A 15,472-nucleotide genomic window follows, 5' to 3' on the forward strand; every position below is an offset into this window, starting at 1 on the left:
GGCCCGTCCTCCCCCCGCCCCAGAGCGATCCGGTCCCGTCGCGGGCCGGGCGCGCCTCCCCCACCGGCTCGCGCACCGGGTGCTCCGGACGTGCTCGCAGGGCCCGCCGCGAGCACGTGCCCGGGCCACCGGTCTGGACGCGCTCGCCGAGAGACAGGGGACCACCGCACGGAAGACTTGCGGCGCAGGTGACAGGAGCGGACCGTGACCGATGGAGGACGTGATGCGTGAGATCCTTCCGGCGCTGCACCGGTGGTACGCGGCGGGGTCCCCGTTCGGACTCGCCACGGTCGTCACCGTCAGCGACAGCGCTCCGCGCGGCCCGGGCGCCGCGATGGCCGTCGGTGCCGGCGACGACGTGGTGGGCAGCGTCTCGGGCGGCTGTGTCGAGGGCGCCGTGTTCGAACTGGCGCAGGAGGTGATCGAGTCGGGCGAGGCCCGTCTCGAGACCTTCGGCTACAGCGACGAGGACGCGTTCGCCGTGGGGCTCACCTGCGGCGGCCGGATCACGCTGCTGGTGCGCCGGGTGACGCCGCAGGAGGACGTCTCCTTCGGGGCGGTGGCCGAGTCCGTGGCCGCCGGACGTCCGGTGACGGTGGCGACGGTGATCGACGGTCCCGCGCCGCGTGGGGCCACGCTCGCCGTATGGGCCGACGAGGTGGCGGGGTCCCTGGGGTCGACGGGCCTGGACGTGGCGGTCACGGCCGACGCGCGCGGCGAGCTCGCCCTGGGCGCCACCGGGCGGCGGCACTACGGCCCGCACGGCGAGCGGCGCGAGGACGCCGTCTCCGTGTTCCTGCACTCCTTCGCGCCACCGCCGCGGATGCTGGTCTTCGGCGCCATCGACTACGCGGCCGCGGTCGCCCGTATCGGCGACTTCCTCGGTTACCGGGTCACGGTGTGCGACGCCCGCCCCGTCTTCGCCACGCCGAAGCGGTTCCCCGAGGGCGTGGAGGTCGTCGTGGACTGGCCGCACCGCTATCTGCACGCCACGGCCACCGACGACCGCACGGTGATCTGCGTGCTGACCCACGACCCGAAGTTCGACGTGCCCCTGCTGGAGGAGGCGCTGCGTCGGCCCGCCGCGTACATCGGGGCGATGGGCAGCCGCCGCACCCATGAGGACCGGATGAGCCGGCTGACGCATTCCGGGCTCTCACCGGCCGAGCTCGCCCGGCTGCGCTCGCCGATCGGTCTCGACCTCGGGGCGCGCACGCCCGAGGAGGTGGCGGTGTCCGTCGCCGCCGAGATCGTCGCACTGCGGTGGGGAGGCAGCGGCACGCCACTGGCGGCGACGGACGGCGCGATCCATGCCGCCCGGACCGGTCGCGAGCCGTCGTAGCAGGCAATCCGTCGGCGCTGCGGCACCCCAGGACGCGCCGCGCCGACCGCGACGGGCGGCCGGGCTCAGTCGTCCGCCGGCCGTCCGGCCCACGGCGGCAGCCGGTGCAGCACCACGCCCGTCAGTGCGCCGTCGGTCACGGTCGCGGTCATGTACGTGCAGTGGGGCTGGCGGCGGCGGTCGGTCGGGGAACCCGGATTGAGCAGGCGCAGCCCGCTGTCCGCCGTGGTGTCCCAGGGAATGTGGCTGTGCCCGAAGACCAGCACGTCAAGATCGGGGAAGCGCTCGGCGCAGCGGCGTTCCCGGCCCTGGGCGGCCCCGGTCTCGTGGACCACTCCGAGGCGCACGCCGTCGAGTTCGGCGCGGGCCACCTCGGGGAGGAGGGCTCGCAAGTCCGGGCCGTCGTTGTTGCCGTGGACACCGATCAGCCGGGCGGACCGGCTCTCCAGTAGGTCCAGGGTGGCGACGTCCACCCAGTCTCCGGCGTGGATCACCACATCCACGTGCGGGAGTTCCGCGAGCAGCCGCGCGGGCAGTTCCCTGGCGCGCTTGGGGAGGTGGGTGTCGGACATGAGGAGCAGGCGCACGACGTCAGGGTGTCACGCCGTCCGGGCCCCGTCCTGCCCGCGACTTCTTGGCCGGATGTGCGGCGTGGGCCCGGAGAGCCGGGCTCAGGTGCGCTCCGGCGACGGCGCCTGCGGCAGGGCGAGGTCCGCCCACACCTGCTTGCCGCCGCTGACCGGCACTGTGCCCCACGCCGTGGACATGGCCTCGACGAGCCAGATGCCCCGTCCGCCCGTGGCCTCCCAGCCGATGCTCGTCGGCCTGACCGGGGTGCGCGGCGAGGCGTCGGCGACCGCGATACGCAGCCGGTGGTTGAAGAGGGTGAGGTCAAGGCGGACCGGGCCTTCGGTGTGGACCAGGGCGTTGGTGACCAGTTCGGAGACGAGGAGGAGCACCGCGTCGAGTTCCTCGGTCGCATTCCAGGCGCGGAGGGTCCGGCGGGTGAAGCGGCGGGCGTGGCGGACCGCCTCGGGGACCCGCCACACCGTCCAGCTCTCGCGCAGCGGACGCACCGCCATGCCGTCGTAGCGCATGAGGAGGAGGGCGACGTCGTCGCTGCGGTTGGCACCGGTGAGCAGGGCGTCCGCGACGAGCCCGAGGTGCCCGGGATCGGCGGCGGACAGTTCGCGGGCCATCCGGGCGAGGCCGTCCTCGATGTCGACGTCGGCGGACTCGACCAGACCGTCGGTCGTCAGGGCGAGGACCGTCCCGGGCTGCAGCCGCAGCGGGCTCATCGGGAAGTCGGCCTGGGTGAGGACGCCGAGAGGCGGTCCGCCCTCCGACTCGGCGATCTCCGTGCTGCCGTCCGGGTGCCGGAGCACGGGCGGAATGTGGCCGGCGCGGACGCACCAGGCACTGCCCTCCTCCATGTCGACGTCGACGTAGCAGCAGGTGGCGAAGAGATCGGACTCCATGTCCACCAGGAGCCGGTTGGCATGCGAGACGACGACGTCCGGAGGGTGGCCCTCGGCGGCGTAGGCACGCAGTGCCGTGCGCATCTGGCCCATCAGGGTGGCAGCACCGGCGTTGTGTCCCTGGACGTCGCCGATGACGAAGGCCACGTGGTTGTCGGGCAGCGGGATCACGTCGTACCAGTCGCCGCCGAGCTCCAGCCCCGCGGTGGTGGGCAGATAGCGGGCGACGGCGACCGCGCCCGGCAGCTCGGGCAGACGGCGCGGGAGGAGGGCGCGCTGGAGCATGCCGATCAGTTCGTGCTCGGCGTCGAAGGCGTGGGCGCGCACCAGGGCCTGTCCGGCGAGGCCCGCTACCGCGGTGAGCAGGGCGCGCTCGTCCGCACCGAAGTCGTGCGGGCTGTCCCAGCCGATCAGGCAGGCACCGGCCATGGTGCCCGCGGCGGGCAGCGGCAGCACGGCGAGGCCGCCGGGGCCGACCTCCGCGACCGCGGGCTCCAGCTCGGTCCCGGCGGGCCAGACCGCGGGGCGGCCCTCCCGCAGCGCGGCGGCGAGAGTGGGCATGGCCCGCACGGGCGCGTCGGGCCACTCCGAGCGCCACTCCGTCCGCCACACCTCGGGCCACGCCTCCGGCTCCGGCGGGTCGAGGAAGGTGACGACGAGCCGGTCGGACTCCAACTCGGCGAGGGCCACACGGTCGGCCTTGAGCGGTTTGCGGAGGGCACCGATCACCGCCATGCTCACGTCCCGGACCGTGCCCGCCGTGGCGAGGTCCGCCGCCAGTCGCTGGATACGGGTGACGTCGCTGACCGCTGGACGCAGCTTCGAGGCGTCGATGACGGTGCCGACCAGCCGGGCCGACCGGCCCTCCCCGCCGGGGAGCATGCGCCCGCGCAGCCGCAACCACTTCGGCTCGCCGGAGGGCTTGAGGATGCGGAACTCCAGTTCCCGGTCGCCGAGGGACATGTGGTCGGCTTCGACCACGGACATCAGGGAGGGCACGTCCTCCGGCACGGTCCGGGCCAGGAGGGTCTCGACCCGGCCGTCGAACTCGTCCTGGGCGATACCGAACAACTCCAGCATCTCGTCGTCGACCTCGACCCGGCCGCTGTCCACGGCGAGGCTGAACGAGCTTCCGGCGGACGGCTCGACCACATCACCCTCGGTGCGGGCGGGTCCGGTGATGGCTTCGGCGAGAAGCCGCAGACAGCCGCGCTCCTCGGCGTCGAACCCGTCCAGCCTGTCGCTGACCGCGACCAGCCGCCCTCCGTCCGGAAGCGGCAGGACGGCCAGCGAGAAGTCCCCGCCCGGCAGCCGTTCGGCCTCGGCGCAGCGGGCGAGGTCCTCGGCGGTGAGCCACACGGACTTCCTGGAGCGGTGCACGCGCGCCGCCGGGCCGTCGGAGAGGGAGTAGGCGTCGCGCAGTCCGTACAGAGTCCGCGGCACACCGACCGACTCGGTGAGGCACAGTTGGCCGCCGTCCTCCGCCAGGGCGTAGACGGCGGCGAGGGCCGCGCCGGCGAAGACGAGGGCTTGTTCGAGGACGCGGCGCAGGCGCTCGCGCGGGTCGAGGTCCGTGGTGAGGGTCTTGAGGGCAAGTTCGGCACGGAGCGATCTCGTTCTGCGCCCCGCAGCGCCCTCACTGCCCATTTTGCAATTACAGCGCTTCCGCGACGTCGGCGCAGCCCCTGTGCGCAACCCGGTACGCGCAAACGTCGACGGGTGAGACGCGGCCGCCGCGCTCGTGTTCAGCCGCGTTCCTGGGGGTGACAGGGCCAGTCTGGGACCCGCACGCAGTCCTACCGTGGTCCTATGAACAGCACGAACGCGCTCGGCGACTTCCTTCGCGCCCGGCGGGCCCAGGTACGGCCCGAGGATGTGGGGATCACCGGTGGCGGGCTGCGCCGCGTCCCCGGGCTGCGCCGCGAGGAGGTGGCGACGCTCGCCGGTATCAGCTCCGACTACTACCTGCGTCTGGAGCAGGGGCGCGACCGCAATCCGTCCGTGCAGGTCCTCCGGGCGCTCGCCCGCGTCCTGGGCCTGGACGACGACACGACCACGCATCTGATCGGCCTGGCACAGCCCCAACAGCCCGGCGCCCGAAAGCGTTCCGCGCGGGACGAGAAGGTCCCGGTGAGCATCCGTCAGCTCATCGAGGGCTGGACGGGCAACCCGGCCTATGTGCAGAACAAGTTCACCGACATCCTCGCTGTCAACGCACTCGCCGCGGCCCTCTCCCCCCACTACGCGCCCGGCGTGAACCTGCTGCGGGCCGTGTTCCTGGACCCCGCCGAGCGGGATCTGCGCCGCGACTGGGAAGAGGCCACCGCCGAGGGCGTGGCGAGTCTGCGCGCGCACGTGGGCTCCGAGGTCGACGATCCGCGACTCGTCGAGCTGGTAGGCGAGTTGTCCGTGCGCAGCGAACGCTTCCGGCTGCTGTGGGGCCGTCATGACGTGCTGCCCCGACGCGGCCGCCTCAGCAGGCTGACCCACCCGGAGGTCGGTGACCTGGAGCTGCACTCGAACAAATTCGAGATCGGTGGGACGGACGGGCTCACCCTCGTCGTCTTCCACGCCGAACCAGGCAGCCGCAGCGCCGAACTGCTGGCGCTGCTGGCCAGTCTGCACGCCCCCGGCGGGCGACCGGCCGACCCTGACACGTCGGCGCACGATGCGCGTACCGGCCGCGACTCCGCCGCCTCCGGCGGGAGCCGCGGAAGCCGGGGCGGGCGGCGGGCCGGGCGTCGTTCTGCTTCCGCCGACAGAGGGTGAACGCCCGTGAACGGGCGGCATCCGAGGTCCGCGGCGTCGCGCGTGCGACGCACGCTTGCCCGACCCGCGGACGCGCGCCGGCGAGGTCCGGCCGTCGCGGTCCCGCCGCACCAGCGTGACTTTGCTCATTTTGCGGACGCCAACGCCCGTATGCGGCCTGCTGAACACACGGAAGCGGTCCAGCCCTCCCGCCGGGGCCGGACCGCTTCAGCGGCCGCGCAGGAACCGCTACGGCGTCCCGGTCACTGACCCGACACCAGTCCCGAACCGTCGCCGACACCGTTGCTCTGCGACTGGCCCGACGGGTCCGCCGCGCCGCTCGGCTGGTCGCCCGGGCTCGCCGTCTGCCCACCGGCGCTCGGGTCGACGGCACCGGACTGGTCGCCCGCGCCAGAGCCGGCCGCGCCGCCCCCGCCGAGCGTCGCGCCGGTCGCCTGGAGCGCCGTGGTCACCGGCTGGAAGAAGGTCTCGCCGCCCGTGGTGCAGTCGCCGCTGCCGCCCGAGGTCAGGCCGATGGCGCTGCCGTCCTGGGTGAACAGGGAGCCGCCGCTGTCGCCGGCCTCGGCGCAGACGTCGGTCTGGATGAGGCCCGTGACGGTGTCGACGCCGTTGGGGTCAGTCTCGCTCTGGAAGTTGACGGTGGCGTCGAGGCCCGTGACGGTCCCGTCGTGCAGACCGGTGGTGCTGCCCATCCGGAAGACCTGCTGGCCCACCACCGCGTCGGCGGCCTGGTTGATCTGGACCGTCTGCCCGTTGCCGACGTTGACCTCGCTCGGGGCCTGGGTGTTCGGGTCGTCGTACTTGACGAGCGAGAAGTCACCGTTGCCCGGGAAGGTGGCCTGGTCGACCGTGGCGATCGGCTGGCCGTTCTGCGAGTCGGACCACTGCTTGGCCGCGACTCCGCAGTGACCGGCCGTCAGGAAGGCCGGGCTGCCGTCGCTCGCCGTGACGTTGAAGCCGAGGGAGCAGCGGACGCCGCCGCCGTTCACCTGGGCGAAAATGGCGTCGCCGCCGGACACGAACGCCTTGAAGGTCCCGGCGGACTTCTTGACGGTCGCGACACCAGAGCCGAGGCTCTTGACGGTCGACTGGAGCGTGTTCCACTCGGAGCCGGTGACGGTGCTGTCGGCGGTGACCCGGATCTCGTTGGTCTTCGGGTCGACGGACCACGCGGTGCCGGGGATCGTCGCCCTGGTCCGGAGGGTCTTCGCGGCGGTCTGGAGCGCGGCGGTGCTGTTGCGCACCTGGTTGGGGACCGCGCCCGCCTTTCTGATGGTGTTGACGACGTTGCTGTCGTTGCCGACCACGTTGACGATGATCTGCTGCTTGTCCGCGCTGTAGTAGGAGCCCGCGAAGGCGTCACCGAGTTGGGAGGCCAACTGCGAGGCGAGGTCCGAGACGTCGCCGGCCTTGAACGTCCTGGGGGTGGCGTCCGTCGACGAGTCCGTCTGGGAGGCGTTGGCGTTGGGCAGCAGAAGGGCCGCAGCTCCGAGCGCCGCCACGCTTCCCGCCGCGATCGCGGCCTTGCGCTTGGGTATGCGTTTGTGACTCAACTCTTGACCTCCTGGGACGGGGGTGCGTTGCCGCCGTCCGGCAGCTGACTGGGCGCCTGGATGCCTGTTGATACGCACGCGTCACGGGGGCCGTTCAATCGCTCTTGCAACTGGCCGAGTTGGCGTATGCGAAAGCGTGAAATAGGTGGCAAACACGTCTGACGGAGCGCGGCGGGGGAAAGAATCACGCATGACTCCAGCCGAAGCCGACAAGCTCCTCTCCGACAACTTCGCCCCCTGGGTGCTCGAGCTGGGCCTGAGCGTGGTGGAACTGGACGACCGACGGACCGTCCTGCGACTGCCGTGGTCCACCCGGCTCGCCCGGGAGGGCGGCGGTCTTTCGGGACAGGCGCTGATGGCCGCGGCCGACACGGCCACGGTGATCGCGGTCTCGGCGGCGCGCGGCGGCTTTGTGCCGATGACGACGGTCCAGCAGTCGACCAGCTTCCAGCGCGCGGTCATGGACGCCGACGTACTGGTGGAGGTCGTACTCACCAAGCTCGGCCGGCGCATGGCGTTCGCCGACGTGACGATGACCGCGGAGGGCGAGGCGGAGATCGCGGCGCGGGCCAGCACGGTGTACGCGCTGCTCGGCTGAGGACGCCCGGCGGACACCGGCCGGGGGCCTTTCGGGCACCGTACGCCACCGGCCGGTGACGCAAGGTGGCGGACGCCCGGCGGAATCCCGACTTCAGGGAATCTGCACACCGATTACTCAAGCAAGTCACCGTGTACGGCGGATCTGCACAGTCGCGCGCGGGGGGACGCGCCATTGGAGAGGACTGTCCCATTCGGCCCCTCGGCGACAAGGCACCGTGTGCGTCGATGCCGCGCAGCATGTGAAGAAGTCGCCTCAAAGACGTGCGCAAGCCTGCACGGATCGCTCTCCGGTGACGTCAATTGCCCTGGTGAGAGCGATGGTTGAGTGGAATCGCCGAGCGTCGGCGTGCTTTGATCCGTTGCACCGCGGGGCCGCCGAGGATGCACCCGGCAACGGGTTCCCGGCGCCTGCGGACCGCGGCCGGACGTCTGTCCCCAGAGACGGGCCGCTCTCCCCTTGTGAATACCCATATGAAGGGAAGTTCCATCATGAACTCCACCCCCCAGGTTGAGACCGCCGAGATCTCGGACGCCGAGCTGGACGCCGTGTCCGGTGGCCTGTCCCTCAACGCCGTCGGCACCGTCACCGGCCTGGTGGACGGCGTCGCCCCGGTTTCCGGTCTGGCCGGCACGGCTGTCGGCACCGTCGAGGGTGTCACCGGCCTGAACACCGCCCCGGTCACCTCGCTGGTCGCCGGTCTCTGATCGCGCCCCTGCGCCGCTGAGTCCCGGAACCGCATACCGGTTCCGGGACTCACGGATGCCGTGAATCGGTCGGCTCGCACACGGGCCGGCTCCCCCGTTGACCCGGCTCACCCGAGCCGGCTCCCAGTCACCCGCAGGTGAGGGAAAGTTCCGTGCAGTTCCGCCAACAGGCCCTCGCCAAGCTGCAGTCGCCCGAAGAGCTCGACCTTCCGGTGCGCTTCGCCCGCCCCCAGGGCTGGTTCGTACTGACGGTCACGGTGGCCGCGATGGCCGCCGCGTCCGTGTGGGCCGTGACGGGCTCCGTGGCCTCCACGGTCAGCGCTCCCGCCATCCTCACGCACGGAGAGGGCAGTTACATCCTGCAGAGCCCCGTGGCCGGGCAGGTCACCGCGGTCCTCGCCAAGGAGGGAGAGCGGCTGCCCGCCGACTCCCCCGTGCTGCAGGTCCGCACCAGCCAAGGCGATTCGGTGGTGCGCACGGTCGCCGCGGGGCGGGTCACCGCGCTCGCCGCGACCATCGGCCAGATCATCCAGACCGGCGCGAGCGTCGCCGCCGTGGAGAAGGTCGCGCACGCGTCGGACCCGCTGTACGCGACGGTGTACATCCCCGCCGAGAACGCCGCCTCCATCCCCGCCGACGCCGCCGTCGACGTCACCGTCCAGTCGGTGCCTGCGCAGGAGTACGGCGTGCTGCGCGGTCATGTGAAGTCCGTGGACCGCACCCCCCAGTCGGCGCAGCAGATCGCCGCGTTCCTCGGGGACAGCCAGCTGGGCGAGCAGTTCACCAAGAAGGACCGGCCGGTGGCCGTGCTCGTGCGGCTCGACTCCTCGTCCCGCTCGAAGAGCGGCTACAAGTGGTCGTCCGCGGACGGCCCCCCGTTCGCCCTCTCCTCCATGACCCTGGCCACGGGTTCGATCCGCTTGGCCGATCAGCGTCCCGTCGATTGGCTGCTGCCGTGACCGCTCCCCAGGACACCCTGCCCCCGGTCCGGGGCAGACGCCGTGCCGCGCCGCCGCCGAAGCGCACCGTTCCCATGGGCAGGCGCAAGACCGTGCGCACCCCCACCGTGCTGCAGATGGAGGCCGTGGAGTGCGGTGCCGCCTCCCTGGCGATGGTGCTCGGCCACTACGGCCGGCACATCCCGCTCGAGGAGCTCCGCATCGCCTGCGGCGTCTCCCGCGACGGCTCGCGCGCCAGCAACCTCCTCAAGGCGGCCCGCAGTTACGGCCTGACGGCCAAGGGCATGCAGATGGACACGGCCGCGCTCGCCGAGGTGAAAGCACCCGCGATCCTGTTCTGGGAGTTCAACCACTACGTCGTCTACGACGGCATGGGCCGCCGCTTCGGCCGCCGGGGCGTGTACATCAACGACCCGGGCAAGGGCCGCCGCTTCGTGCCCATGGAGGACTTCGACACCAGCTTCACCGGCGTCGTCCTGGTCATGGAGCCGGGTGAGGGCTTCACCAGGGGCGGCCGCAGGCCGGGCATCCTCGGTGCCATGCCGGCCCGGCTGCGCGGCACGTCGGGCACCATGCCCGCCGCCGTCCTGGCGAGTCTCCTCCTGGTGGTGGTCGGGGCCGCGCTCCCCGCGCTGAGCCGCACCTACATCGACATGTTCCTGATCGGCGGCCAGACCTCGCTGCTCGGCGTGCTGTTCGCGTCGATGGCGACCTGCGTGCTGCTGACGATCGTGCTGACCTGGCTGCAGCAGGCGAACCTGCTGCGCGGGCGGATCATCTCCTCCACTCTCTCCAGTGCCCGCTTCCTGCGGCATCTGCTGCGGCTGCCGGTCACGTTCTTCGCCCAGCGCAGCCCCGCCGATCTGGTGCAGCGGCTCCAGTCCAACGACGCGGTCGCCGAGACCCTGGCCCGCGACCTCGCGGCGGCCGGTGTCGACGCGGTCGTCGTCGTGCTCTACGCGGTGCTGCTGTACACGTACGACCCGCAGTTGACGTTCGTCGGTATCGGCGTCGCGCTGCTGAACGTGGTGGCGATGCGGGTCGTCGTACGGCTGAGGGCGACGCGCACGGCCAAGCTGCGCGCGGACACCGCCCGGCTCACCAACACGTCCTACACCGGCCTGCAGCTGATCGAGACGATGAAGGCGACCGGAGGCGAGGACGGCTACTTCCGCAAGTGGGCCGGCCAGCACGCCACCACGCTGGAGGAGCAGCAGCGGCTGGGAGCGCCGAGCGCCTGGCTGGGCGTGGTCGCCCCCACGCTCGCCACCCTCAACAGCGCGCTGATTCTGTGGATCGGCGGGCTGCGGGCGGTCGAGGGCCATATCTCGGTGGGTCTGCTGGTCGCCTTCCAGGCGCTGGTGACCCGCTTCACCGCGCCGATCACCCGGCTCAACGGGGTCGCGGGCCGTATCCAGGACTTCGCGGCGGACGTGGCCCGTCTCAAGGACGTGGAGAACTTCCGGGCGGACCCGCTCTACGGGCGCTCCGGCGGCCGTGAGTCGACCCGCCGGCTGCACGGCCATGTCGAGCTCGAGAACATCTCGTTCGGCTACAGCCCGCTCGACAAACCGCTGCTGACCGGCTTCCATCTGACGGTCGGCCCCGGCGAGCAGGTGGCGCTGGTCGGTGGCTCGGGCAGCGGCAAGTCCACGGTGTCCAGGCTGATCTCGGGCCTGTACGCCCCGTGGGAGGGCGAGATCCGCATCGACGGCCAGCGCCTGGAGGACCTGCCGCGCGGCGCGCTCGCGTCCTCCGTGTCCTTCGTCGACCAGGACGTCTTCCTCTTCGAGGGCACGGTCCGCGACAACGTGGCCCTGTGGGACCCCTCGATCCCGGACGACGCCGTGGTCGCCGCACTGCGGGACGCCGCCCTGTACGACGTCGTCATGCGCCGCCCAGGAGGCATCCACAGCCGCGTCGAGCAGGACGGGCGGAACTTCTCCGGCGGCCAGCGCCAACGACTCGAGATCGCACGGGCGTTGGTGCGCGGCCCCAGCATCCTGGTGCTCGACGAGGTGACCAGCGCCCTGGACGCGGAGACCGAGCAGACCGTGATCGACAACATCCGCAAGCGCGGCTGCGCCTGTGTGGTGATCGCGCACCGGCTCAGCACCGTGCGCGACAGCGACGAGATCGTCGTGCTGCAGCACGGCACGATCGTGGAACGCGGGCGGCACGACGCCCTGGTGGCGGCCGGCAGGGCGTACGCCGAGCTGGTCAGGGAGCGATGAGATGACGACGGTTCACGAGGGCGACCTCGTCCTCAATGCCCTCGGCCAGATGGGGGCCCCGGTCGACTGCGCCGGCCTCGGCCGGCTCGACCTGGAGGGGCCGCAGGTACTGTGGCTGGTCGCCTCCGGTGCGCTGGACCTGTTCGCGGTGGACTCCGTCGTGCAGGGCCACTGGCACCACATCGGCCGTCTGGAAGCCGGCGCCCTGCTGCTCGGCCCGGTCCCCGGTCCCCAGCACACCCTGGTCGCCCGCCCGGTGCGCGACTGCGTGGTGCGCCGCATCCAGCTGCGCGAGCTCTACCAGCAGGTCGACACCCAGACGTGGTCGTACGACGAGTACGGCAACCCGCAGTACGTGCCGCCGACGACGAGTCCGCTGGAGTACGCCCTCGCCCTGGGCGTCGGCCGCGGCCTGTCGATCCTCTTCCAGGCGCCGATGGCCAACGACCGGGCCGCCGACATCACCGACGACGACGTGTTCTGGATGCAGGTGCCGCCGGGCAGCGTCCAGTACGGCTCGCTGTACGGGGCGGAGGCAGCGGCCGACCTGCTGATGGACCCCGCGATCTGGCAGAGCATGGTCGACCAGCAGTACCGCCTGCTCACCACGCTCGACCGTTGGATCGAGCAGTTGGAGCGCAGCCACGAGACCCGTACGGCGGCGGGCATCAAGGCGGGCGAGGCGGTGCGTGCCCAGGCGGACCAGACGCTGCTCGCCTCGATCGGCAAACCGTCGGCGAAGCGCACGACGACGGCGGACGCCGACGCCACGTACGCGGCCTGCAAAGTGGTGGCGCGTGCCGCGGGGATCACGCTCGCCGAGCCCGCGCAGAGCGGCGCGGAGAGCGACCGCCTGGACCCGGTCGAGCGCATCGCGCTCGCTTCCCGTGTCCGCACCCGGGCCGTCCGGCTCGACGGACCCTGGTGGCATGAGGACGTCGGCCCCCTGGTGGGCCACCGGGCCCTGTCGGGCGCGCCCGTGGCGCTGCTGTGGCGGCGCGGCGGCTATGCCGCGGTCCAGCCGTCGTCGGGGCGGGAGACACCGATCGAGAAAGCGAACGCCGCCGAGTTCGAGTCCCGTGCCGTGATGTTCTACCGTCCGCTGCCCGACCGGCGGCTCGGCCCGTTCGGGCTGCTGCGGTTCAGTATGCGTGGCACGGGCGGCGATCTGTGGGGCCTTGTGCTCAGCGGTCTGGTGACCGTCGTCATCGGCGCGCTGGTGCCCATCGCCACCGGCAAAGTGCTCGGCGAGTTCGTGCCGAAGGCCGAGGAGGGGCTGATCGTCCAGGTCTGCCTCGCGATCATGGTCACCGGCGTGGTGGCGGCGGCGTTCATGCTGCTGGAGAACCTGACCATCCTGCGCCTGGAGGGGCGGATCGAGGCGACGCTCCAGCCCGCCGTCTGGGACCGGCTGCTGCGGCTGCCGACGAAGTTCTTCGCCGAGCGGTCCACCGGTGAGCTGGCCAGCGCGGCGATGGGCATCAGCGCCATCCGCCGGCTGCTCGCGGGCGTCGCCCCGGTGGTCGCCCAGTCGGTGACGGTCGGCGTGGTGAACCTCGCGCTGCTGCTCTGGTACAGCGTGCCCATGGCACTGGCGGCGATCGGCATGCTCGTCGTCATCGCCGCCGTGTTCCTGGGACTGGGGCTCTGGCAGGTGCGCTGGCAGCGGCGGCTGGTGCGGCTCACCAACAAGCTGAACAACCAGGCGTTCCAGACCCTGCGGGGCCTGCCCAAGCTGCGGGTCGCGGCGGCCGAGAACTACGCGTACGCCGCCTGGGCGCGGGAGTTCGCCCGCAGCCGGGAGCTGCAGCAGCGGGTGGGCCGGATCAAGAACCTGACGACGGTCATGGGAGCGGTGTATCTGCCGCTGTGCTCACTGCTGCTGTTCATGCTCCTCGCCGGCCCGGCCCGGGGCACGCTGTCGGCCGCCGCCTTCCTCACCTTCAACACCTCCGTGACCATGCTGCTCACCTCGGTCACCCAGCTGACCGGCACGTTCGTCTCGGGGGTGGCGGCGCTGCCGCTGTTCGAGGAGATCAAGCCGGTGCTGGACGCGACGCCCGAGGTGCGCACGGCGAGCACCCGCCCGGGTGTGCTGACCGGCGGCATCGAGGCGCGCAGGCTCTCGTTCCGGTACTCCGACGACGGCCCGCTGGTCCTCGACGACGTCTCCTTCAACGTGCGGCCGGGCGAGTTCGTGGCGATCGTCGGCCCGAGCGGCTGCGGCAAGTCCACCCTGCTGCGGCTGCTGATCGGCTTTGACAAGCCGGTGTCGGGCAGCGTCCTGTACGACGGCCAGGACCTCGCGGCACTCGACCAGTCAGCGGTACGCCGCCAGTGCGGGGTGGTGCTGCAGCACGCTCAGCCGTTCTCGGGTTCGATCCTGGACGTCATCTGCGGCACCGAACCGTTCACGCCCGAGGAGGCGATGGCGGCGGCCGAGATGGCGGGCCTCGCCGAGGACATCAAACGGATGCCGATGGGACTGCACACCATCGTCCAGGGCAGCGGCGCGATCTCCGGGGGGCAGCGTCAGCGCCTGATGATCGCGCAGGCCCTGATCCGGCGGCCGCGCATCCTCTTCTTCGACGAGGCGACGAGCGCGCTGGACAACGAGACCCAGCGGAAGGTCATCGAGTCCACGCGCGCCCTGAACGCCACCCGCATCGTCATCGCCCACCGTCTGTCCACGGTGCTGGACGCGGACCGCGTCATCGTGATGGAGGACGGCAAGGTCGCCCAGCAGGGCCCGCCGGCCCAGCTCCTCGCGGACACGTCCGGACGGCTGCACGAGCTGGTCCGGCGTCAGATGGCGTGAGCGGTCAGTCGTCCGCGCCGGGGACGGGCGCACCCGAGGGGATCCCAGCCTGGATGTAGCCCTCGTAGTACTCCTTCCAGGGGGCGCTCATCCCGGCGTGCGGACCCTCGAACCGTTCGCCGCGGGCCTTGGCGTCCAGGGCCGAGAGGCACACCTCCCAGCCCGCGCCGTTGCGGGCCGCTGTGTTCTGGGCGCCGAGGACGTTGGTCAGCGTGAAGCGGGTGCGTTCACCGTCCAGCTCCTCGAGGTCGAAGTGCAGCTCGTCGCCGCCCCACTCGAAGGAGAGGTGCCGCGGCGCCTCCACGGCCAGGACCGTACCGGTCGACTCGGGCATGTTGGGGTCGCCGCTGAACCGGACGGTCCCGCCCGGGCGCAGGTCGAACTCGGCGCGGGAGGGGAACCACTGGGCGAGTTCGTCGGGATCGGTGACGAACCGCCAGACCCGTGCGGCCGGGTGGTCGTAGACGCGGGTGAAACGGACGGCGGGGCGGCCGTCGTCGAGGGAGACGTAGGTGCCGGTGAGTTCGGCGGCCATGGGGATCAGTCCTCCGGGAAGGGTTCGTCGGTGCCGTCCGATGTCTCGTCCAGGCGCCGCCCCAGCGCGTCCAGGCTCGCGTTCCAGAGCCTGCGGTAGGGGGCGAGCCAGGCGTCGAGTGCGGCGATGGGGGCCGGGTCGAGCGCGTACACCCGGCGCTGCGCGTCCTGTCGTACGCGCACCAGACCCGCCTCGCGCAGCACCTTCAGATGCTTCGACGTGCTCGGCTGGCTGAGACCGCACGCCTCGACGATCTCACCGACGGGCCGCGGGTGCTCCAGAAGGAGCGCGACGATGGCCCGCCGATGGGGGTCGGCGAGGGCGGTCCACAAAGAGGCATCGGACACGGAGCCAATATGCCTCGCTGGTTATATTCCTGTCAAGGAATGTTCAACCCGACCCTCCCTGAACGTCGACGCCGAGCACGACGCGATCCGGCTCACCCCCTATCGAAACGTTGTCGTTTCGAGAGGGCTCGC

The 15,472-nt window shown here is 71.8% G+C and carries 12 protein-coding genes; 7 read left to right on the top strand and 5 right to left on the bottom strand.

Annotation, left to right across the window (positions count from 1 at the left end):
• Positions 1-223 precede the first annotated feature (223 nt).
• A complete protein-coding gene (locus ACWDA7_RS07655) occupies positions 224-1,342 on the top strand; it encodes an XdhC family protein (protein ID WP_450603262.1) in 1,119 nt (372 codons plus the stop codon).
• A 65-nt stretch (positions 1,343-1,407) separates the two neighbouring features.
• On the opposite strand, the gene ACWDA7_RS07660 is transcribed toward ACWDA7_RS07655, so the two are convergent.
• A complete protein-coding gene (locus ACWDA7_RS07660) occupies positions 1,408-1,929 on the bottom strand; it encodes a metallophosphoesterase family protein (RefSeq protein ID WP_450603263.1) in 522 nt (173 codons plus the stop codon).
• Between the two features lie 84 nt (positions 1,930-2,013).
• On the bottom strand, positions 2,014-4,467 hold the full coding sequence (locus ACWDA7_RS07665; protein WP_450603264.1) for a SpoIIE family protein phosphatase: 2,454 nt from the start codon (positions 4,465-4,467) through the stop codon (positions 2,014-2,016).
• Between the two features lie 162 nt (positions 4,468-4,629).
• On the opposite strand from ACWDA7_RS07665, the gene ACWDA7_RS07670 reads away from it, so the two are divergent.
• Positions 4,630-5,589, top strand: coding sequence for a helix-turn-helix transcriptional regulator (locus tag ACWDA7_RS07670; protein WP_450603265.1), 960 nt, complete (start codon positions 4,630-4,632; stop codon positions 5,587-5,589).
• A 242-nt stretch (positions 5,590-5,831) separates the two neighbouring features.
• On the opposite strand, the gene ACWDA7_RS07675 is transcribed toward ACWDA7_RS07670, so the two are convergent.
• Positions 5,832-7,142: a S1 family peptidase gene (locus tag ACWDA7_RS07675; RefSeq protein ID WP_450603266.1), complete on the bottom strand. Its 1,311-nt coding sequence runs from the start codon at positions 7,140-7,142 to the stop codon at positions 5,832-5,834.
• A 190-nt stretch (positions 7,143-7,332) separates the two neighbouring features.
• Between ACWDA7_RS07675 and ACWDA7_RS07680 the strand changes: the two genes are divergently transcribed.
• The 5 genes from ACWDA7_RS07680 (at position 7,333) to ACWDA7_RS07700 (ending at position 14,458) form a co-directional block, all read left to right on the top strand.
• Positions 7,333-7,740: a PaaI family thioesterase gene (locus tag ACWDA7_RS07680; RefSeq protein ID WP_450603267.1), complete on the top strand. Its 408-nt coding sequence runs from the start codon at positions 7,333-7,335 to the stop codon at positions 7,738-7,740.
• Between the two features lie 491 nt (positions 7,741-8,231).
• Positions 8,232-8,447: a type A2 lantipeptide gene (locus tag ACWDA7_RS07685; RefSeq protein ID WP_450603268.1), complete on the top strand. Its 216-nt coding sequence runs from the start codon at positions 8,232-8,234 to the stop codon at positions 8,445-8,447.
• 152 nt (positions 8,448-8,599) lie between these two features.
• The gene (locus ACWDA7_RS07690) at positions 8,600-9,406 is read left to right on the top strand and encodes an HlyD family efflux transporter periplasmic adaptor subunit (protein WP_450603269.1); all 807 of its coding nucleotides are present in this window, start codon (positions 8,600-8,602) and stop codon (positions 9,404-9,406) included.
• A gap of 74 nt (positions 9,407-9,480) precedes the next feature.
• Positions 9,481-11,640 (top strand): NHLP family bacteriocin export ABC transporter peptidase/permease/ATPase subunit, encoded by a 2,160-nt coding sequence (locus ACWDA7_RS07695; protein WP_450603285.1) that lies wholly within the window; start codon positions 9,481-9,483, stop codon positions 11,638-11,640.
• A gap of 1 nt (position 11,641) precedes the next feature.
• Positions 11,642-14,458 carry an NHLP bacteriocin export ABC transporter permease/ATPase subunit gene (locus tag ACWDA7_RS07700; protein WP_450603270.1) on the top strand — a complete coding sequence of 939 codons (2,817 nt, stop codon included), beginning with the start codon at positions 11,642-11,644 and terminating at the stop codon, positions 14,456-14,458.
• A 4-nt stretch (positions 14,459-14,462) separates the two neighbouring features.
• Here ACWDA7_RS07700 and ACWDA7_RS07705 read toward each other — a convergent pair whose 3' ends face one another.
• Entirely contained in the window at positions 14,463-14,993 is a 531-nt protein-coding gene (locus ACWDA7_RS07705) for an SRPBCC family protein (protein ID WP_450603271.1), read from the bottom strand.
• 5 nt (positions 14,994-14,998) lie between these two features.
• Positions 14,999-15,340 carry an ArsR/SmtB family transcription factor gene (locus ACWDA7_RS07710; RefSeq protein WP_450603272.1) on the bottom strand — a complete coding sequence of 114 codons (342 nt, stop codon included), beginning with the start codon at positions 15,338-15,340 and terminating at the stop codon, positions 14,999-15,001.
• Positions 15,341-15,472 lie beyond the last annotated feature (132 nt).

Source organism: Streptomyces sp. NPDC001156, assembly GCF_053598275.1.